The organism is Candidatus Villigracilis proximus, assembly GCF_016717045.1.
Classification (GTDB): domain Bacteria; phylum Chloroflexota; class Anaerolineae; order Anaerolineales; family Villigracilaceae; genus Villigracilis; species Villigracilis proximus.
This window is the reverse complement of the sequence record NZ_JADJUO010000019.1, coordinates 85,003-103,878: the sequence shown is the minus strand read 5'-3', so window position 1 is coordinate 103,878 and position 18,876 is coordinate 85,003. Positions and strand designations below refer to the sequence as shown.

Below are 18,876 nucleotides of genomic sequence, written 5' to 3'. Positions count from 1 at the left end.
AGGCGGTGGCATTACAAACAATGCTGGTACCGTGGTTATGAATAACAGCCTGGTAAGTGGAAATTCCGCACTTCAAAACGGTAGTGGAATAGATACCAGTGGCGCCAGCAGCTTCATACTCAACAACAGTACAGTCACTGGAAACACAAATTCACAGGCGATTAGTGCTTCAGGCCCTCTTGTCAACATGGAGATCAACAATGGCACCATCACCAACAATGCAAAAGCAGGTATTTCATCATATGGCGCCCGTCTTGTTATAAAAAACAGTATCCTGGCTAATAATGCTCCTGATTGTCAGGGCGCTGACAAGCCATGGCTATAACCTAATCGGCGTTATAGATGGATGCGCGCCTCAATCTCACGGGCGATCTGATTGGCACGAGTACCAATCCAATGAGCCCGGGCCTGGGCGTCTCTTCAGGATAACGGCGGGCCGACTCTCACATATGCGCTTATGGCTGGCAGTCCGGCAATCGATGCTGGTAATCCCGTGGGCAATGACGACGCTTCTGTCTTGCAACCGACCAGCGGGGTATATCCCGTCCTGTGGGTATTGCCTGTGATATTGGCGCTTTGAAGGTCAAGTGCCTGCGATACACATCAATATTACCGGTAATGCCGGCATTCCTGGCGCCACCCTGAGTTATACCGAAGGCGCACTTATCAGGGCCCGTTACCGCAGATGGCAGTGGCAATTACTCAATTCCAGTGTGGCTGGGCTGGTCTGGCGCAGTCACACCGTCTAAGCCGGGCTACGGTTTCACACCAGCAAAACGAATCTATAGTAATTTGGCCGCAGACCAAACTGATCAGAATTACACTGTATCATTTTCCACCTTTAAAGATTCCAGCTTTGAGTTTCATTCTTCCAGCCCTTTCTGGTCGGAATATTCCGTAAACTTTGGGGTGCCTTGGTGCATCGCTACCAATTGCGGAAATGGCGGAGGAACGGCTGGGCCGAGATCATATAATGGTTGGATCTGGTTTGGTGGCACTCCAAATATTGAGACGGGTTATGTTTCGCAGATCATCACCCTTCCCAATGGCTTTCCCAATCTCAAACTCCAGTTTTACCTTTGGATTGGCTATGCAGCACCCGGAAGTGATGCGGCAGATGCCTTTTTGGCCAAGGTGGATGGCGTGACTGTATTTTCAGCCAATGCAACCCAGCAGTACTTATACCCAACATACACTCCAGTTTTAGTGGATATCAGTTCCTTTGCCAATAATGGTCCCCACACAATAACTTTTTCCACGGTAACAGCTGGGCAGGTAGTCACCTTTAACCTGGATGATGTAAACTGGTGAATGTAACCTTCCTTGATGTTCCTTCAGATTACTGGGCTTTGCAATTCATAGACCGCTTGTACAGTGCCGGCATCACTGGCGGATGCTCGGTCACTCTGCTAAAATATTGCCCCGATAGCACCGTGACCCGCGCGCAGATGGCGGTCTTCTTATTGAAAGGCATGCATGGCTCAAGCTATACGCCACCTGCCATTAGCGGCAATACCGGCTTTGCTGATGTCGCTGTCGATCACTGGGCAGCAGCGTGGATCAAGCAACTTGCCGCCGAAGGGATCACCAGCGGCTGTGGTGCTGGAAACTATTGTCCCGACAGCACAGTTACCCGCGCGCAGATGGCAATCTTCCTTTTGAAAGCCAAAAACGGCTCCAGTTATGCTCCGCCTGCGGTGGGGGGCAGCACCGGCTTCAGTGACATGGCAGTCAATTATTGGGCAGCTCCATTCATCAAGCAACTGGTGGCCGATGGCATCACTGCCGGATGCGGCGGTGGTAATTACTGCCCCGATAGCTCAGTTACCCGCGCGCAGATGGCGGTCTTCCTCGTGAAGACATTTAATCTGCCGTAAGCGTAAATTTATACAACAAAAAATATGCACACCCCGAATTTAATAAATAAGGGGTAAAAAAAGATAGACCTCTGATATAAGCCAAGCTTTTGAAAAACGAAGCTTAATTGGAGGTATATCATGTTAAAAGATAAACGAAAGGCGTGGGAAAGGCAAGCGACCTTGGAAAAAACATGGCGCAGCTGGAAATTCATCTCGTAAGTTTTAATTCGCCGCACTTTCTATTTCCATTTGTTTTACCTGTAATCTAGAGTGGATGAACGAAGTAGTCAGCACACTAAGTGTAGTATTCATCAATCACTAGCGCCCTATAAATTGAAGCTACATCGAAATCCAAGCTGTACTGTCTTCTTATTGAAAATGGAGAGAGTGAGACCGTTATAGGGCGGGAAAAGCCAAACCTGCAAGTTCTCAGCATGATACGTTCCTAAGTTGGTCAGTGATAACTGGAGCAACGAGTTTGCTTATTCAACAGGTAACACGCCCTCAATATTCTCAATCGCATTGAAAATTATAAGAAATAAAAGGATAAATCTGTTTAACAGATGGTTATGCTTGGGTTATTGTGCATTAAATAGACCATCCATATTGCAAATGACAATCCTTGACGTACTTATCCTGGTTTCCTGAAACGGTCTTGTGCCTGTGTTTTCGCATCGGCCACATCGGGCGGCTTGGGCTTGCAGATGTAAAAGCGTTACTTTCAGCCATTGCCAAAACGCTAGTTGAAATGAACATACATATCTCTGAAAAGAATGAGGAATAAAAAAATGGACTTTGTTTATCAACGCTCCTACCATGGACTCTTAAAAGCCGTCATTTTGGATTGGGCTGGCACTGCTGTGGATTACGGTTCATTCGCCCGACAGCTGTTTTTCTGCGTCTGTTTGAGGATCAAAACGTAAAGATCACCCCTGAAGATGCGCGTTCTGGCATGGGATTGATGAAGAAGGATCATCTTCGCACCATTCTCGCCCGCCCTCAGGTAGCCGAAGCATGGATTGCCGCACACGGCAAGCCCGCTTCAGAAGACGATATTGACACACTCTTCAATAACTTTGTGCCATTACAAATTTCGGTCTTAAAGGAATTTGAGAACCAATTCCCGGATTTTTGGATGTGGTGCAGGAACTGCGTGACCGTGATATGAAGATCGGCACCACTACTGGTTACCTCCGCTCAATGATGGATATCCTTGCGCCGAAAGCCAAAGAAAATGGCTACGAACCCGATTGCATCGTTTGCCCCGATGAAGTCCCTGCCGGGCGGCCTTATCCGTGGATGTGCTATCAGAATGCAATTCAATTGGGCGTTTTCCCGATGCAGGCCATCGTAAAAGTTGGTGATACATTGGTCGACATTGAAGAAGGCTTGAATGCCGGCATGTGGACCGTTGGCTTATCCTTGACCGGAAATTTACTTGGCTTGAAGGAAGCAGAAGTTAACGCACTCTCAGAGGAAGATAAAGAAAGCGCGCTCGAAAAAATTGAAGCACAGTTCTATCAGACTGACGCTCATTATGTGATCGAAGGTATTTGGGATCTTCCAGATGTATTGGATGATATTGAATTTCGTCTCGCGCAGGTGGAGTGCTTGGGGTGCTGTCGCTTTACCTGGCAAAACAGAAAGCCGGGCGTGTACTTTTGCTCGAACGTGATTCAGTTGCGCAGGGAAACTCCAGCCTTGCGGCCGGCTTATTAACTCGCGGCCGCTTTAAATCTGACCATATCTCAATGGTGATCGAAACCTATAAAGCAATGGCAGAGATCGAAACACTCACCGGCCAATCTCTGGGTATGCACCAAACCGGATGTGTATACGCTGCCGTTTCACCCGATCATCAAAATGGAATCCGTCAACTGGCTGAAATATCTTCACAGATCAGCCTTTCGTTATTCTTCCAGATGCGCGCGCATATGCCCATCCTGAATCAAATCGTTTATTGTTTGGCTTTCGTGAAACACAATCGCTTAGCGTTGACCCCCGTCAATTGCCGCAAAGTATGAATGGGTATTTTTTTGATCAAGACTCAAACGGCTGGGAATCCTTAATGGAAGGAATGCCGGCTTTTGAAAATTTTTACCTCTGGCGAATAACATAAAAATTTCAAATTACATCAAAGGCCTTTCCAGCTACACACCCGATGGAAATTTTGTTTTAGGTGCTTTTCCAGATTTGGATGGATTCATCGCGGCCACAGGCTGCGCCGGAGCCGGCATTGCATGTCTGGCGGAATCGGACGCTTCATTTCTGAACTGGTAGTTGGTCTTGCTCCATTTATCGACTCAGCGCTTCATCGGATTGATCGCTTCGGCGAAATTGACCCGATGAGCTGTGAGTTCATTCAATCCTGTGCCGATGCCAGAGCAGGCAAGGTAACGGGTTAGGTTTCTTGTAATACGTAGAATGGGCAATTTATACTCAGGTGACAAGTTTTGTTAACGTTTTAAAAATACATTTGGAATCAATGTACAATACCTTTGGAATCACAATAAAATATCAGCACTAAAAGGATTAATTCATGACTACAACACTTGACCATTTTCGACATCTTAATAAAGGGGATCAAATTTCCCTTGTACTTGCAGGAATCATTGTAGACGGAACTTTTGAAGAGTTGGAGGGTGATTGCGTTGTATTGGTAGACGCAAAATCCCCTATTATCAAAAAGAAGAACTACACTTTAAATATCCCTGTTGAGAGTATTTACGCATGGGGAGAAAAACAAAAAAAAGAAAAGAAAAAAGAAAAGGAAAAGAAGAAGGAAAAGGAACAGAAGGAACAGCCTGAATAGCTGTTTTAGCGATGCGGCTTATTGCCAGTCACGATTGTTCGATATTAAGAAATTTTTGGTACTGGCTGCTGTTTAACCAATAGAAATTAAAAACCTGCACATCTGATCAGATGTGCAGGTTTTTATGAAGTAATTCATATATGGAAAGTGAAACGGAAAGTTGATAATACGCATGTCCTGTGCATGCTCGACGGAGCATATCGTGCCGTTTTGACGAACTTCACGCTCATTCATGATCTCTTCGCCGCACATCACAATTGACTCGCATGCCTGGGCGTGAGACGATGGCTTCGATGGGTGTCTTCAACTGTACCTCAGTGACAGTAAACATCACACCATCAGGCATGACCTGATACGCCTGCATTTGGGCAAAATAATGGCGGGGTTCATCCGGTGCAAATTGGTACGCCTGTTCGCGAATATCCAAAGCTGGCGCAACACGGATTGTCAGCCCGGTCTGGGTATCCACGAAGGTTGCTGCCGCCTTGCCATAGTCCTCCACGCGCAAGGTACGATGCCCAACCGTGCAATCCGTTGCCGCAGTCAGGCCATCGGCAAAACAGCCGTCCGTTTCGGTGATGACTAACAGGCGTTGCTACCCTGATTTGCGGATAAACCCAATGCCTTGAGCCCACATAAGCCCATGCGCACGCTGAGGATCTGGCGCGGGCAGAGATGGGAATGGTCACGGAGGATTTTTCAAGCAGGGGTTGAATATTCATTCTGGAACTCCAAAAAACAAAAAGGCTGCCTTATGGAAAGGAACAGCCTCAAATGAGTCGAGGGTTAGTCTCCTTTCCAAATGGGGGGAAGGCAATGTTTCCGTTGCCTCCTGAATCACAAGTGTGATCTGCCCTGTTCCCATGCCATGATTGGTGTAGGGAAACAGGCTTCGGAGAGAATTGGGGAAAGTTTGACTGTTTTTTGTAAATTGCAGGGGAAACCCTTGCACGAGCAGTAACTTGCGACATTCCCAAGCCTGGCACACTACATATTCATATTTGAGAATGTGTAATACAATGTATTCATGGAGCTGAATATGAAGCAAGATTCTCTACAACCCATTGTTTCCCTGCTTGAATCTATCTCGCCCCTGGCGCGGCTGAAACTTCTCCTGCTGATCGGTGCGGGTGAAGCTTGTGTTTGCCATCTCGAAACACAGCTTGGGTATCGTCAGGCTTATATTTCGCAGCACCTTATGGCTTTACGACAAGCGGGTTTACTGGATTCACGACGCGAAGGAAAATATATTTTTTATCGGCTGGCAAAACCCGAGGTTTTATCGCTCATCCAGCAAGCGGCGCAAATGATGGGCGTGGAACTGCCTCACATGGAAACAGTGGGTCCTGAAGAACAGTGCGGCTGTCCTACTTGCGTTCCGACCCATGATCTTGTTTCTCTCAATCAAACCTAATCCTCACATATAAGGAGTTCACATGCTAACTATTAAAGTTCTCGGTTCAGGCTGCGCCAACTGTAAAAAGCTGGAGGCCATTACCCGCCAGGTTATAGACCAGATGGATGTGCAAGCCGATGTCATCAAAGTGACTGAATATCCCGATATCATGGCGTACAACGTCATGTCTACGCCAGGGTTGGTTATCAATGAAAAAGTTGTTTCAATGGGACGTATTCCATCAGCTGCCGAAATCACAACTTGGCTGGCTAATGCGGTTGAAGCTGCATAGTCTATTTGAATTTTTAGATAAGGAAAAATTATTCCTGCCCATGTGCTGCCTATCCCAACCCCGCGGTGAGTCTTGTGCTTGAATGGGCAAACTTTTGAGGGGCGCGGCCCCCCAAAACCCCCCCGCACCCGAACACGTTGTGATACAACTTTGCCCAAAAAACAGGAGGTAACACCATGAGAAAAGTTTTATTTCTATGCACAGGAAATTCCTGCCGTTCACAAATGGCAGAGGCAATTGTCAATGCGCGGATGGGGGATACCTGGGAAGCTGTCAGCGCAGGAACGAAGCCTACGGGGTATGTCCACCCTAAGGCGTTGGAGGCTCTGTCAGAAATCGGGATCCAACACACGGGTAGGTCGAAGCGCGCAGACGAATTTCAAGGCGTTGACTTTGATCTCGTCGTGACGGTTTGTGATTCAGCCGCTGAAGAATGTCCCATCTGGCTTGGAAAAGGAAAGCGCACTCATCATAGTTTTCCCGACCCTGCCATTGCTGATACCATGGATGACTTTCGCAAGGTGCGCGATGACATTGAAATTGAAATCACCAAATTGCTGACGCAGTTTGGATAATATTTTGAATTTGGAGGTTATTTATGTCTGAAGTTGCTGCAACACAAAGCCTGAGCAAAAAGCTCTCGTTCCTTGATCGTTATCTGACGCTTTGGATTTTCCTGGCGATGGCTGTGGGTGTGGGAATTGGATTCTTGTTTCCTGATGGAGTCCAGAGTTTCAATACGGCGGTCTCTGTTGGAACAACCAACATCCCGATTGCGATTGGGCTGGTCTTGATGATGTACCCGCCCTTTACCAAAGTAAAGTACGAAGAATTAGGGGATGTGTTCCGCAATAAGAAAGTACTGACGCTCTCTCTTATTCAAAACTGGGTCATTGGTCCCGTGCTGATGTTTGTGCTTGCCATCATTTTCCTGCGCGGTTACCCCGACTATATCGCTGGACTGATCATGATCGGTCTGGCGCGCTGTATCGCGATGGTGATCGTCTGGAATGAACTGGCGAAAGGCGATACTGAATATGCTGCTGGACTGGTGGCGTTCAATAGTGTCTTTCAAGTATTGTTCTATAGCGTGTATGCCTATGTATTCCTGACGGTTTTGCCGACATGGTTTGGATTGGATGGCGTGAGAGTAAACATCACGATGGGACAGATTGCCGAGAGCGTCTTCATTTACCTGGGCATTCCGTTCCTTGCTGGTTTCCTGACCCGTTTTGTATTGGTACGAATGAAAGGCAAGGAGTGGTATCAAAAGGAATTCATTCCCAGAGTCAGCCCGTTGACTTTGATCGCCCTGCTCTTCACCATTGTGGTCATGTTCTCACTCAAAGGCAACCTGATCGTGCAGATCCCAATGGATGTGGTGCGAATCGCCATCCCGCTCCTGATCTATTTTGTGGTCATGTTCCTGGTTTCATTCTGGATGGGACATCGTCTGGGCGCGAATTATGCACAGACCACCACGCTTTCCTTTACAGCCGCCAGCAACAATTTTGAACTGGCGATTGCCGTGGCTGTTGCAGTCTTTGGTATCAACAGCGGCGCGGCGTTCGCAGCAGTCATTGGTCCGCTGATGGAAGTGCCTGTGATGATCGGGTTGGTCAATGTGGCGTTCTTCTTCCAGAAAAAATATTACGGTGGTGCAGTCTCGTCCAATCCGGCGATGGTCACGGCAGCGGCAGAGGCTTGCCCTCCTGATCAGAGATTGGTGAAGTAATCTTACACAAAACGTCCCGAAGGTTCAAAAACCTTCGGGACGTTTGATTACACCGTCACCCAAAATCCATGACAAAGCACATCATTGACACGTCGTTGGATAGGCTTATACTTATTCAAAAGATTGAATATAGGTGAAAGATGGAAATCTACGAACAGGAAACTAAACTTTATAAATCGCTAATGCATCCCGCCCGCCTTGCCATCCTTGATCTGTTGCGGGAAGGTGAGGCTTGTGTCTGTCACATGGAAGCGACTTTCGGATATCGTCAGGCTTACATCTCCCAGCAGTTAATGGTCTTGCGTGACGCTGGTCTGGTGGAAGATCGCCGCGATGGATTGAATATCTACTATCGTGTCATCCGTCCTGAAATCTTTGATGTACTGGACGCCATGCGCAAGGTGACCGGGATCCGCACAAAAGCGGCAAAACCGAAGCGTAATGCCTGCACCTGCCCGAATTGTGCAGATGAGGCAGTCAAGACGCAATTGATTCAAATTTAATATATTTTTTACCAAACTACATTCAGTTTTACGAATAAAGCACCCAGGAGATTTATAAATGCAAACAGAACTAACCAAGCAAGAAAAAATGCCTTTCTCCAATGCCGACCTGCGTTCGTGGGCAGTGGTGGCACTGGCAGCCATAGTCTGGTTCATTCTCTACAATGTGATTGAGCCTTTCGCCAATTGGCTGGCATATGGCTTGCTCGCACTGCCGCAGGATTCCCAATTGGGACAGTCGCTGGCCTTCTTCTTCTATGATGTGCCAAAACTTCTTTTACTGTTGAGCGGCATGATCTTTGTAATTTCATTGGTGCAGACTTTCATTGACGTGCAAAAAGTACGTGCAATTGTCGAGAAACGCGGCGAAGGCGTGGGAAATCTCTTGGCGGCGTTTTTTGGCGCAGTCACCCCGTTTTGTTCCTGCTCATCCGTGCCGCTCTTTATCGGCTTTGTGCAGGCGGGCATTCCTTTGGGCATTACCCTGACGTTTCTCATCACGTCTCCGTTGATAAGTGAGGTCGCTTTTGTTATGTTGATCGGTATGTTCGGCTGGAAGATCGCGCTGCTGTACCTGATTTCTGGCACTACCATCGGTATGATCAGCGGATTTATCCTGGGGCGCATGAAACTGGAACGCTATGTGGAAGGTTTTGTGTATGACATCAAACCACGAAGCGGTGTACAAATGGCGTTGGAAGAAAAACTAACCTGGGAGGAACGTATCAATCGCTCCGCAGGCAGCACTCGTGAGATTGTAAGCAAGGTCTGGTTATATGTCATAGTAGGCATTGCCATCGGCGCGGGCATTCACGGCTTTGTGCCGGAAAACGCACTGACTGGCATCATGGGCAAAGATGCCTGGTGGTCTGTGCCCGTTTCAGTCCTTATCGGCATTCCACTATACTCCAACCCCGCCGGAATTATCCCGATTGTCAGTGCATTGCTGGATAAAGGCGCATCGCTTGGCACGGTGCTGGCATTCATGATGTCGGTGATCGCTTTGAGCCTGCCCGAAATGATTATCCTGCGTCGTGTGCTGAAGCCGCAGTTGATTGCCATTTTATCGGCGTAAGTGCTGCGGCAATTATCATCACTGGTTATTTATTCAACATTTTGATCTAGGAGATTCTCATGACAATAATAAAAGTTCTCGGTACTGGCTGTGTCACTTGTAAGCGCTTGCTGGCGGATGTCAACGCGATGGTCGTAAGGAATAACTGGCAGGCGCAGGTGGAGTATATAACCGACCTGCCCACGATTATGTCTTATGGCATGATGGCTACGCCTGTTCTAGTGGTCAACGAAAAAGTGTTGATGACGGGTCACCCTGGCGCAGCGAAAGTTGAACAGGCGTTGAAGCAAGAAGTAATGGCATAAAACAATAGGGCGAGATCACGGTCTCGCCCTGTTGTTTTACTGAACCTCGTTCAGTTTAATTTTTTGAATTGGTCAACTACCGGGTTGGCAATGCCGGCACCTGGGGAGTTCGATTTATTAGTGGCTGCAAAAGCGCATCCAGAAAGCCTGGAAAAGGTTTTTTCGTGTAACACCTGCACTTTCCTCGTTTCACTTCGGGGACTGTAGTGGCATGCGGCGCACACTTGCCCTGGCGGGCAGTGCCAGGGCAAGTGTGCGCGTTAAGATTTTCCTGACCCTGGAATAGCCATGAACATGATGTTATGGTTATTCCAAGGTCCGTTGACAGACTCTTGGTTTTATGGGGTAGGCTCAACGCGAAAAGTGCGAATTGAGCAAGTTTTCGTGGAACTCAATAAAAGATTCTCGTCATTCGCTTTTTCGCGAAATTCTCGTTTAGGTTTTTTCGACTTTGCTACAGCCATGAACATGATGTCGAAATCCCTTCCCAAATCACACGCTCTCTGATAATATACAACTGCACGCCGAACAATTGACTATAAGCCCTCGGCCTTCCCCGTCGGGGGTTTTTGTGTGTTTTGCTTCTGGACAATGGAAAGCGTTTTTTTCACCGTCTATTGTTTCCAATATCGAATAAACCTAATTAACAATAAAGAGAATCCTATGCAAATTGAACGTACCGACCTTCGCAATATTGCCATTATCGCCCACGTTGATCATGGCAAAACCACCCTGGTGGATGAATTATTAGGACAGTCACACACCTTCCGTGAAAATCAACACGTGGAAGAACGCGTGATGGACTCAAACGATCTTGAGCGTGAACGCGGCATCACCATCCTTGCAAAGAACACCGCCATCACACTGGTTGACCCTGTCAGCAATTTACCGATCAAGATCAACATCGTCGACACTCCCGGACATGCCGACTTCGGCGGCGAGGTCGAACGTGTAATGAACATGGTCGACGGCGTACTGCTGCTGGTCGATGCGGCTGAAGGTCCCATGCCGCAAACCCGCTTTGTATTGAAGAAAGCCCTCTCCATGGGGCACAAAGCAATTGTGGTCATTAATAAAGTTGATCGCAAGGATGCAGAACCCGCGCGCGTGCTCAACGAAACATTTGACCTTTTCATCGAACTGGGCGCCTCTGAAGAACAGGCAGACTTCCCCGTTGTATATGCTCAGGCCACTGCCGGAAAAGCGGGTCTTACCGCGGACCTTAGTCCTGATCTGCAGCCCATGTTTGATACCATCCTCAAGCATATCCCCGCTCCCAAAGTGGACCCTGATGCCCCATTGCAGATGCTCATCACAGCCCTTGGCTACGATGATTATCGCGGCGTGACCGCCATTGGACGTGTCTTTGCTGGCACGATCAAAGCCGGACAAAAATTGACCCGCATGAAATTGGACGGTACCAACTCTCCTGAAACTGCGCGCTATCTTTACACCTTCAAAGGCTTGAACAAGGTGGAAGTGACTGAAGTCAAAGCGGGCGATATCGTTTCATTGGCCGGCCTTGAAGGCATCGCCATTGGCGAAACCCTGGCCGATCCGCTCAACCCTGTGGCCCTGCCCACCATTAAAGTGGAAGAACCCACAGTTCGCATGACCTTTGGTGTGAATACATCCCCGTTCACCGGCAAGGAAGGCACATGGGGCACTTCACGAAAATTACGCGAACGTTTATTTGAAGAACTTCGCACCAACGTTTCCCTGCGTGTTGAAGAAACCGACTCGGCTGAAAACTTCTTGGTCTCCGGCCGCGGTGAATTGCATTTGGGAATTTTGATCGAAACCATGCGCCGCGAAGGCTATGAGTTCCAGGTTTCCCGCCCCGAAGTAATTTATCACAAGGCTGATGACGGCGCATTGCTTGAACCGTTTGAAGAAGTCCACATCGAGACCAGCGCTGAAACTGTCGGCGTTGTCGTGGAAATGCTTGGAAGTAGACGCGGCAAAATGACCGAGATGCATGATGCAGGTCAGGGTATGACGCGCATTGTGTACGTCGTCCCGACCCGCGGCTTGCTCGGCTTCCGCTATCAGTTCCTCACATCCACCCGCGGCGAAGGCGTGATGCATACCATCTTCCGCGGCTATGATGAAATGGCCGGCCCGATGGCTTCACGTCCGCGCGGCTCCATTGTCGCCTGGGAAGCTGGTACAACCACGGCTTACTCGCTTAAGAGTGCTGAAGAACGCGGTGTGTTGTTCGTTGGCCCCGGCGTAAACGTTTATGAAGGCATGGTGGTCGGCGAAAATGCACGCGGACAGGACATCCCGATCAACGTCTGCAAGAAGAAGCATTTGACCAATATGCGCGCATCCGGCGGCGATATGGAAATCCGCCTGACCCCTCCACGCTCCATGAGTTTGGACGAAGCGATTGAATATCTTTCAGATGATGAATTGTTGGAAATAACTCCTGAAAATTATCGCATTCGCAAGCGCATTCTTGCAACCGATGAGCGCGGCAAGAATACCAAAAAAGTAAAAGAGCAGATGGGCGAAGAATAAAAGAAATCTGCATTTTGTAAAACATAAAAAATCCGCACCCGTTACTGGGCGCGGATTTTTTCTTCATAATGTCAGTATGGACAGGAAATTCTTTGAAAGAATTCTCACCCCTTTCATCTGTCTTGATTTGTGGTTTAAAAACTACGGGCAGGTAATATTGGCAGGTGAACTATTGGTTTCGCCGATTTCGTTATAGGCCTGAATTTGATAACTTACACTTTGCCCTGAAAGCAGCGAGATTGTTTCTGCAAAATAACTGGAATTGGCTGGCAGTTCCGAGATCGTTTCCCCATTTCTGATAACACGATAACCCGTTTCAGTATTCGCGTTGTCTTTCCACGAAAGGGTAATATCCGCTGACCCCGGGCCATAGCAGAAATATGTCCAGCCGTTTTTTGGGAATGTGGCGGCTTCAGGTGCTCCGCCTGCCGGGGTAGGCGGAGCGGTGACCGTCGGCACTGCCGCAAAACTTCCAACAGGGGTTGTAAATTCTCCAGAGAGCCAGCACTCGCCGTCCTTCGTAGAAACGATCCAGTAATTTGGCGAATAGAATCCAATGATTTTCACCTGGTCAGCCGGGAAAATTTGAGCAACGCGTTCATAATTTGTGCCGGGACCTGTACGGCAGTTGGTGACTTCGCCCACGCTTGCCATGGGTTGGGAATAAGTTGGCGTACTCGATTCTGTTGTTTGTGTGGCCGTGTTGACTTGTGCGCTGCCCGTAGTGGGGCTGGCAAGCGGCGTGACATTGATCGCAGCTTGCACGGTCAATGCGGCGGCAGTGGCAATTTGCGTGTCCGGCACTCCCGCGGCAGGCATGTTACAAGACGACATAAATATCCCAATCATAAACAATATCCCCACGATTTTCTTCATAATTATCCTCCAATGATATTTTTTGGACGTTCCAACTTGATAATATCTGTCACGCGACAATACCCGCTTCCCATCAATCGACCGATGGGCCTGAGAGCCATCAAGTTGATTTTATCCGGCCCGAGCATGACTCTCTCCTCCGCGTGGATGTGAGTCACGGTGCCGATCACAATGGAGCCGCCGCCCGGTGCATCATTAATATCCACGATCTGCTGCACCTTGCATTCAAAATGAATCGGACTTTCTTTTACACGCGGCGGTTTCACGCTGACAGAAGGCGTGAGGGTTAATCCTGCAAATTCAAACTCATTAAATTCCGGCGGACTCTCAATGGATGTGGCGTTCATCGCATTCAGCAATTCCTCGCTGACGATATTGACCACAAACTCATGCGTAGCACGCACATTGTTCAGTGTATCTTTTGTCTTTCCATCGCTTCCACGCATCAGCGGACAAAATAAAACCGTGGGTGGGTTGGAACACACCACATTGAAGAACGAAAACGGAGCCAGGTTGGGGCGGCCGTCCATATCAATGGAAGAGATCCAGCCGATCGGTCGGGGGAGAACCGAACCTGTTAATATCTTGTAGACCGACTGGTGAGAAAGAGTCTGCGGGTCAATTTCCATGTTATTTGATTTTCTTATGCGCGCGTCCGCCAATGCGGAAAAATTCCACGCGCCCTTTTTCATCGCGGATAAAATCGCCGAGCACATTTTTTAGCGGTTCATCCAGCCCGATGGTTTTATCTTTTTCATAGAAAGCAAGCCGCATGGGAGGCGCGGCCGGGCCGGGAGGGCTGTCTGGTGTGGGGAAGCCGCCCAGCGGAATATGGTGATACATCAGGCTGCCATTTTTGATCTTCAGATCAAAGGCTTCCGTGCCGATGCGATAGGAACCCGTAAACTCTTTTAATTCATTGACCGATATTTTGATAGACTGCGGCAGCGCCGACTTAATACCGCAATACATTTCAAGAGCAAGTGTCAACACGTTTGTGTTGAGAATACCGCCGTCATCGCTGTTGGTCAGAATCGAAATGGCGAAGTCGTTTTCAGGGATGAATAAAAAGATGGCCTGTTGACCGTTCGTCGCACCGCCATGACTATAGCGTGTGGGATTATTTGTCGGGCTGATAAACCAGGTGATGCCCATGTTACCGCGCCCGCCCATACTAATTTGTGGCACACGCATGGCTTCGAGTGTTTTGCGTTTGACGATGCGGCTGCCGTTGCCCATGTGGAAGCGTGCGTACGCGAGCAGATCTTTCACGGTGCTGACCACGCCGCCCACGCCATTCCCTGCGCGGCCAATCGCCCACGGACGTGATACATGCGTTTTTTTATTTTTGTTGTAATGCCCTGAAACAAAACGATGCGTAATAAGAATATCGCTCGGAAAGAAAAACGACATCTTTAGTCCCAGCGGATCAAGCAGCATTTCCTGCGCGGCGCGTTCGTAGGTTTTGCCAGTGATCACTTCGATCATACGTGATGCGATATTGAAACCCACGTTGTTATAAGACCAGATCTTTCCCAACGGCTGCACCTGCGGAAGTTTTTCAATGTCCTTGACCATTTTATTGAGCGCATCGTCGCCATCGCCGAAGTCGTTAAAATAATCTCCGACCCAGCCGCCGGTATGAGTCAACAAATGGCGGGTGGTGACTCGCTTCGCTACGCTTTCATCTTTTAGTTTCAAATCTTTGAGTATCTTGCGCACCGGCGCATCGAGATCGAGTTTGCCCTGCTCGGCCAATTGCATCAGCATGGTGCCGGTGAAGGTTTTGCTGATCGAGCCGACTTGAAAAAGTGTATCAGACGTGACCGGCAGCGGATGCTCGACACTGGTCACGCCGAATCCCGCTGTATATTCCCGTCCCTTGTGCCAGACGCCAACTGCCACGCCCGGAATCGACAGACGTTTCATTTCTGAAACGATCTTTTGCGATAGCTTTTTAAATTTTGCATCTTTGATGTGAGTAGTGGATAGATTCATTGTTTGTTTATTCTCCATCGCCTTCGAGCCATGTATCCATGTACTCAGGCTTTTCCATTTCAGGTGGCTGCTTTGTGAGGTTAAGTGGATAAAATGTATCCACCATCACAGCCAGTTCTTTTGTTTCAGTTTTGCCGATGCTGGCTTGTGTCATGCCGGGCTGCGGACCGTGTGCCAGTCCGAATGGATGCAGGCTGATGTCGCTCCGGTCAATACCTTTGCGGCTCATGAAGTTGCCTTCGGCATAATACAACACTTCGTCAGATTGAATGTTTGAGTGATTATAGGGCGCGGGGATGCCTTCCGGGTGATAGTCAAATAAGCGCGGCACGAAGGAGCAGACCACAAAATTATGACCATCAAATGTTTGATGAATAGGCGGCGGCATGTGCAGGCGGCCGGTGATCGGTTCAAAATCTTCGATGTTAAATATCCATGGATAGAGATACCCGTCCCAGCCGATCACATCGTGCGGATGATAATCCAGAATATGGCGGGACAGCCGATCGCGCACCTTCACGCGGACCTCGAACTCGCCCCGCTCCGTATGTGTTTCCAGCGCCGACGGAACCCGGATGTCGCGTTCGCAATAGGGCGCATGTTCAAGCAATTGACCGTATCCATTGCGATAACGTTTGGGCGGCTCGATCTGACTTGGGTTTTCGATCGTGAAGAATTTGCATTCTTCATTGAGTTGCATTTGCCATGTCACCCCAAAAGGGATCACAATGTAATCGCCTTTGTGAAACGGCAGATTTCCAAACTGGCTTTTAAGATACCGCTGCCATCATGGACCCACCAGGTTTCGTAGGCTTGTGAGTTGCGATAGAAATAGTCCATGCTGTGTTGGGAGCGGGAAACGCCGAGGATCACGTCGTTGTTGCCGAGGAGTGGAATCCGCGCGGTGACAGGATCAGGCCCGGGCGGAGTCTGATGCGTTTTGAAGGCGCGATGACGGATCGGGCCGAAGTCCACATAGTCAGGTTTGGCAGATCCCAGATCCTCGGTCCGCTTAACACGCGGCGGCAGGAAGTGATGATAAAGGATCGATTGAATGGAAGAGAAGCCTTCCAGTCCCATCACTTCTTCGCGGTATAGTTTGCCGTCCGGTTTTTTAAATTGAGTGTGACGTTTGTGAGGAACACTGCCGAGTGTCTGATAAAAGGGCATGCGATTGTCTCCTGCCAGTAAGGTTTACGGTATAAGAACAAATGTATTTGGGCCTTTTGATTTTGATTCTTTGAGCGCTTTTTCTGTTTTTTGAAGCAGTTCATCGCCAGAGATGTCAGAACCTCCACCATGTGCAGCAGCGCCGATTTGAAGTGAAAACGCGACGGAGCCCCCGCTTTGCGTATCAAATTTGTTTTTGAAAACAGATAACAGCCGGTCACAAACCGCGTGCGCGCCGTGTTCGTCTGATGCTGGCAGTAATAACATAAAAGTATTTCCGGTTTTGGATGCAATATCCACCGAGCGAAGATGGGCATTAAGTGCCGACGCGAAAATTGAAGCGGTATTGTCTTCTGTATTTTCGTTCGATGTGGAGGAGGTCATTTCGATTTGGAGTAGGGCCAGCGGTGTTGGATATCGTTTACAACGTGCAATTTCATATTCAAAGAGGATGTTAAATACATCACTGCTGTACATTTCTTCACCACGCGGCATTATTTTTTTCATATCCTTCTCCAGTTTTATTCGGACTTTATGATGAATCGCAGATCACAGCACTTGGCAGATAGGTCCCGTTGAAATTAAAATCCAGTCACTTGCATTGATTCGATCAGCGCATCCAGATATTCCAGATAGGGTATAAAGGAAAAAGTGTCTGTGCTGTTTAGTTGTTGCGTAACGGTCTCAAGATAACCTGGGAAATCATTCGTGTTGAATGGGATTCCATCCGCAGGCAGCGGGCCGTTCGGGTCACCATCCACTGCAAGAAAGGGTGCGTTGATGGGCAAAATGGCCTGAACATAATACTTGTCGTCATCAGTCATTCCCTGATAATAATAAAAAAGTTCTTCGTTGTTCACAGCCTGAAAGTTCATGAATACTTGTGTCAGATAACGTACGCCGCTTCCGTTTTTGAAATTAACCGCGTGGATCTGTGTAATAAAATCACTGCCCAGTTTTTCAGACAGCGGTTGACCGTCTACATATTGCAGTGATTGCATCTCGCTGATAATAGCTGCGGTATTTCCAGTATATTGCGCGTATTCCTCAGAACGAAAAATCATAATGTGCGGCTGGAGTTGTGTTCCGCTCAAAGCATAAAGATTCAACGTGAGTTTTACATGCCTCGGCATGGCTCCGTTCGATGGGTTGACATATGGGAATTCAACTTCCGTGCCAGTAACCGATGTCGCATCGTTGGCGATCCCATTTGGAATTAGGAACGAAATTTCCGCCGTGTTCACTGGGGTGCCGTCTGGTGTGATTTGTTCAGCTTCCATTGTTGGGGGAGCGCTGGCTGTCAATGCCGAAAATGTTGCCGCCACAATCGTTTCAACATTGGGCTGGGCTGGTGTCATGGGAGCGATTGATCCACAAGCCACTGTCACGAACAAGATTATCAACAATCCCAGAACCATCTTTTTCATTTTTTCTTTTCTCCGATGATATTTTTCAAGATCCCAATTCTTTCAATTTCTAATTCCACAATATCGCCTGCGTTCAGCCACGGGCCCTGGGTCCTGGTCAATTCCAATAAACATCCTGTGCCAACTGTTCCCGACCCGATCACATCGCCTGCTTGTAATTGACATGTGTCCGATGCCCGCGCAATGATTTCGCCGAATGACCAGAATATATCTTTAAAATTCCCTCTGGACATTTCAACACCGTTGACCTTTGCCGTCAAATTGAGATCGTACACGCCCGATCTGTTTACTGTCCGATCGGCAAGCGCTTCGCTCGTCACGATGGTTGGTCCCAAAGACGATGCAAAGTCTTTCCCTTTGGCAGGGCCAAGTCCCACTTTCATTTCGGCGCGCTGCACATCCCGCGCTGACCAGTCATTGAATATCGTGTAGCCAAAGATGTATTCGTGTGCATCTTCGGGTTTTATGTTTATACCCGATTTACCGATGACCATTGCGATCTCAAGTTCAAAGTCCAGGGCGTTTGTATAATGCGGATATGGAATTTCATCGTCCGGCCCAAAAATGCTGTGCGGATTGGTGTAATAGAAAACAGGGAATTGATACCACTCTTCGGGTACGTCCCGTCCGCGATTTTGGTTGGCGGTCTTTACATGCTGTTCGAAGGCGTAGGCATCTCGCAGGGTGGTAGGGGCGAGCGGCGCATGGAATTTCACTTCGTCCACGGCAAATGATTCTTTTGATGCGCTGCGGGCGGCTTCACTTTTGCCAACGCGAATCACCTCGCGCATGTCGGCAAAGGGTAACGGGTAGACTCTGCCGTTCGAGACAAGGGCAGGCTGCGGTTGAGTATGAGGCGTGCTGATGGTTGCGAAATTCATAGGGATGAGTCGGCATCAAAGGTC

Annotated in this window: 24 protein-coding genes, 2 pseudogenes and 1 riboswitch; of the genes and pseudogenes, 18 read left to right on the top strand and 8 right to left on the bottom strand. The window is 48.5% G+C overall.

From position 1 onward, the window contains the following. The 10 genes and pseudogenes from IPL71_RS19185 to IPL71_RS19145 form a co-directional block, all read left to right on the top strand. On the top strand, window positions 1-325 hold a 325-nt coding region (locus IPL71_RS19185), incomplete at its 5' end, for a hypothetical protein (protein ID WP_514130816.1). A 129-nt stretch (window positions 326-454) separates the two neighbouring features. Further along, window positions 455-580 (top strand): annotated as a pseudogene (locus tag IPL71_RS26145) (hypothetical protein); the annotation flags it as partial. Beyond that, complete coding sequence (locus IPL71_RS19180; protein ID WP_514130818.1) at window positions 538-645, top strand: hypothetical protein; 108 nt, start codon at window positions 538-540, stop codon at window positions 643-645. The pseudogene IPL71_RS26145 and the gene IPL71_RS19180, both read left to right, overlap by 43 nt. A 66-nt stretch (window positions 646-711) precedes the next feature. Beyond that, on the top strand, window positions 712-1,311 hold the full coding sequence (locus IPL71_RS19175) for a hypothetical protein (protein ID WP_345324402.1): 600 nt from the start codon (window positions 712-714) through the stop codon (window positions 1,309-1,311). Then, window positions 1,308-1,877, top strand: a complete 570-nt coding sequence (locus IPL71_RS19170; RefSeq protein ID WP_345324400.1) for an S-layer homology domain-containing protein — start codon at window positions 1,308-1,310, stop codon at window positions 1,875-1,877. Before IPL71_RS19175 ends, IPL71_RS19170 begins: the two co-directional genes overlap by 4 nt. Window positions 1,878-2,703: 826 nt before the next feature. Further along, a complete protein-coding gene (locus IPL71_RS19165) occupies window positions 2,704-3,027 on the top strand; it encodes a hypothetical protein (RefSeq protein WP_345324398.1) in 324 nt (107 codons plus the stop codon). Continuing rightward, entirely contained in the window at window positions 2,997-3,578 is a 582-nt protein-coding gene (locus IPL71_RS19160) for an HAD hydrolase-like protein (protein WP_345324396.1), read from the top strand. The genes IPL71_RS19165 and IPL71_RS19160 overlap by 31 nt, the downstream gene beginning before the upstream one ends. Then, window positions 3,521-3,883: an FAD-binding oxidoreductase/lyase gene (locus IPL71_RS19155; protein ID WP_345324394.1), complete on the top strand. Its 363-nt coding sequence runs from the start codon at window positions 3,521-3,523 to the stop codon at window positions 3,881-3,883. The genes IPL71_RS19160 and IPL71_RS19155 overlap by 58 nt, the downstream gene beginning before the upstream one ends. A gap of 216 nt (window positions 3,884-4,099) precedes the next feature. Next, window positions 4,100-4,264: a hypothetical protein gene (locus IPL71_RS19150; RefSeq protein WP_345324393.1), complete on the top strand. Its 165-nt coding sequence runs from the start codon at window positions 4,100-4,102 to the stop codon at window positions 4,262-4,264. 134 nt (window positions 4,265-4,398) lie between these two features. Beyond that, window positions 4,399-4,671 carry a hypothetical protein gene (locus IPL71_RS19145; protein ID WP_345324391.1) on the top strand — a complete coding sequence of 91 codons (273 nt, stop codon included), beginning with the start codon at window positions 4,399-4,401 and terminating at the stop codon, window positions 4,669-4,671. Window positions 4,672-4,897: 226 nt separating this feature from the next. Here the strand turns inward: IPL71_RS19145 and IPL71_RS19140 are convergent, their stop codons facing one another. Then, entirely contained in the window at window positions 4,898-5,251 is a 354-nt protein-coding gene (locus tag IPL71_RS19140; RefSeq protein ID WP_345324416.1) for an FmdE family protein, read from the bottom strand. Window positions 5,252-5,446: 195 nt separating this feature from the next. Further along, a riboswitch (molybdenum cofactor riboswitch) is annotated at window positions 5,447-5,581 on the bottom strand. Window positions 5,582-5,710: 129 nt separating this feature from the next. Between IPL71_RS19140 and IPL71_RS19135 the strand changes: the two genes are divergently transcribed. From IPL71_RS19135 to typA, 8 genes are all read left to right on the top strand, one after another. Next, window positions 5,711-6,085 carry an ArsR/SmtB family transcription factor gene (locus tag IPL71_RS19135; protein WP_345324390.1) on the top strand — a complete coding sequence of 125 codons (375 nt, stop codon included), beginning with the start codon at window positions 5,711-5,713 and terminating at the stop codon, window positions 6,083-6,085. Window positions 6,086-6,107: 22 nt separating this feature from the next. Continuing rightward, window positions 6,108-6,359, top strand: a complete 252-nt coding sequence (locus IPL71_RS19130) for a thioredoxin family protein (protein ID WP_345324388.1) — start codon at window positions 6,108-6,110, stop codon at window positions 6,357-6,359. Between the two features lie 176 nt (window positions 6,360-6,535). Further along, window positions 6,536-6,934 carry an arsenate reductase ArsC gene (locus IPL71_RS19125; RefSeq protein ID WP_345324386.1) on the top strand — a complete coding sequence of 133 codons (399 nt, stop codon included), beginning with the start codon at window positions 6,536-6,538 and terminating at the stop codon, window positions 6,932-6,934. Window positions 6,935-6,957: 23 nt separating this feature from the next. Continuing rightward, complete coding sequence (gene arsB / locus IPL71_RS19120) at window positions 6,958-8,094, top strand: ACR3 family arsenite efflux transporter (RefSeq protein WP_345324384.1); 1,137 nt, start codon at window positions 6,958-6,960, stop codon at window positions 8,092-8,094. Between the two features lie 140 nt (window positions 8,095-8,234). Next, window positions 8,235-8,597 (top strand): ArsR/SmtB family transcription factor, encoded by a 363-nt coding sequence (locus IPL71_RS19115; protein WP_345324382.1) that lies wholly within the window; start codon window positions 8,235-8,237, stop codon window positions 8,595-8,597. Between the two features lie 58 nt (window positions 8,598-8,655). Further along, the gene (locus IPL71_RS19110; protein ID WP_345324381.1) at window positions 8,656-9,672 is read left to right on the top strand and encodes a permease; all 1,017 of its coding nucleotides are present in this window, start codon (window positions 8,656-8,658) and stop codon (window positions 9,670-9,672) included. Window positions 9,673-9,731: 59 nt separating this feature from the next. Continuing rightward, window positions 9,732-9,977, top strand: a complete 246-nt coding sequence (locus IPL71_RS19105) for a thioredoxin family protein (protein ID WP_345324379.1) — start codon at window positions 9,732-9,734, stop codon at window positions 9,975-9,977. Between the two features lie 663 nt (window positions 9,978-10,640). After that, a complete protein-coding gene (gene typA, locus IPL71_RS19100) occupies window positions 10,641-12,500 on the top strand; it encodes a translational GTPase TypA (protein ID WP_345324378.1) in 1,860 nt (619 codons plus the stop codon). Window positions 12,501-12,641: 141 nt separating this feature from the next. On the opposite strand, the gene IPL71_RS19095 is transcribed toward typA, so the two are convergent. From IPL71_RS19095 to IPL71_RS19065, 7 genes and pseudogenes are all read right to left on the bottom strand, one after another. Then, window positions 12,642-13,376, bottom strand: coding sequence for an SH3 domain-containing protein (locus tag IPL71_RS19095; RefSeq protein WP_345324376.1), 735 nt, complete (start codon window positions 13,374-13,376; stop codon window positions 12,642-12,644). Window positions 13,377-13,378: 2 nt separating this feature from the next. Further along, on the bottom strand, window positions 13,379-14,005 hold the full coding sequence (locus IPL71_RS19090) for a flavin reductase family protein (RefSeq protein WP_345324374.1): 627 nt from the start codon (window positions 14,003-14,005) through the stop codon (window positions 13,379-13,381). A 1-nt stretch (window position 14,006) separates the two neighbouring features. Next, on the bottom strand, window positions 14,007-15,374 hold the full coding sequence (locus tag IPL71_RS19085; protein WP_345324372.1) for a serine hydrolase domain-containing protein: 1,368 nt from the start codon (window positions 15,372-15,374) through the stop codon (window positions 14,007-14,009). A gap of 7 nt (window positions 15,375-15,381) precedes the next feature. Next, window positions 15,382-16,544, bottom strand: a pseudogene (locus tag IPL71_RS19080) (homogentisate 1,2-dioxygenase). Between the two features lie 24 nt (window positions 16,545-16,568). Next, window positions 16,569-17,051, bottom strand: a complete 483-nt coding sequence (locus tag IPL71_RS19075; protein ID WP_345324370.1) for a GGDEF domain-containing protein — start codon at window positions 17,049-17,051, stop codon at window positions 16,569-16,571. A 74-nt stretch (window positions 17,052-17,125) separates the two neighbouring features. After that, window positions 17,126-17,971, bottom strand: a complete 846-nt coding sequence (locus tag IPL71_RS19070; protein WP_345324369.1) for a hypothetical protein — start codon at window positions 17,969-17,971, stop codon at window positions 17,126-17,128. After that, window positions 17,968-18,852 carry a fumarylacetoacetate hydrolase family protein gene (locus IPL71_RS19065; protein ID WP_345324367.1) on the bottom strand — a complete coding sequence of 295 codons (885 nt, stop codon included), beginning with the start codon at window positions 18,850-18,852 and terminating at the stop codon, window positions 17,968-17,970. Before IPL71_RS19065 ends, IPL71_RS19070 begins: the two co-directional genes overlap by 4 nt. Window positions 18,853-18,876: the final 24 nt, after the last annotated feature.

Coding starts and splice junctions, on each gene's coding strand:
- arsB (WP_345324384.1), top strand. CDS start 6,958: ATGTCTGAAGTTGCTGCAACACAAAGCCTGAGCAAAAAGCTCTCGTTC.
- IPL71_RS19105 (WP_345324379.1), top strand. CDS start 9,732: ATGACAATAATAAAAGTTCTCGGTACTGGCTGTGTCACTTGTAAGCGC.
- IPL71_RS19075 (WP_345324370.1), bottom strand. CDS start 17,051: ATGAAAAAAATAATGCCGCGTGGTGAAGAAATGTACAGCAGTGATGTA.
- IPL71_RS19090 (WP_345324374.1), bottom strand. CDS start 14,005: ATGGAAATTGACCCGCAGACTCTTTCTCACCAGTCGGTCTACAAGATA.
- typA (WP_345324378.1), top strand. CDS start 10,641: ATGCAAATTGAACGTACCGACCTTCGCAATATTGCCATTATCGCCCAC.
- IPL71_RS19085 (WP_345324372.1), bottom strand. CDS start 15,374: ATGAATCTATCCACTACTCACATCAAAGATGCAAAATTTAAAAAGCTA.
- IPL71_RS19125 (WP_345324386.1), top strand. CDS start 6,536: ATGAGAAAAGTTTTATTTCTATGCACAGGAAATTCCTGCCGTTCACAA.
- IPL71_RS19130 (WP_345324388.1), top strand. CDS start 6,108: ATGCTAACTATTAAAGTTCTCGGTTCAGGCTGCGCCAACTGTAAAAAG.
- IPL71_RS19065 (WP_345324367.1), bottom strand. CDS start 18,852: ATGAATTTCGCAACCATCAGCACGCCTCATACTCAACCGCAGCCTGCC.
- IPL71_RS19135 (WP_345324390.1), top strand. CDS start 5,711: ATGAAGCAAGATTCTCTACAACCCATTGTTTCCCTGCTTGAATCTATC.
- IPL71_RS19115 (WP_345324382.1), top strand. CDS start 8,235: ATGGAAATCTACGAACAGGAAACTAAACTTTATAAATCGCTAATGCAT.
- IPL71_RS19070 (WP_345324369.1), bottom strand. CDS start 17,971: ATGAAAAAGATGGTTCTGGGATTGTTGATAATCTTGTTCGTGACAGTG.
- IPL71_RS19145 (WP_345324391.1), top strand. CDS start 4,399: ATGACTACAACACTTGACCATTTTCGACATCTTAATAAAGGGGATCAA.
- IPL71_RS19150 (WP_345324393.1), top strand. CDS start 4,100: ATGTCTGGCGGAATCGGACGCTTCATTTCTGAACTGGTAGTTGGTCTT.
- IPL71_RS19095 (WP_345324376.1), bottom strand. CDS start 13,376: ATGAAGAAAATCGTGGGGATATTGTTTATGATTGGGATATTTATGTCG.
- IPL71_RS19110 (WP_345324381.1), top strand. CDS start 8,656: ATGCAAACAGAACTAACCAAGCAAGAAAAAATGCCTTTCTCCAATGCC.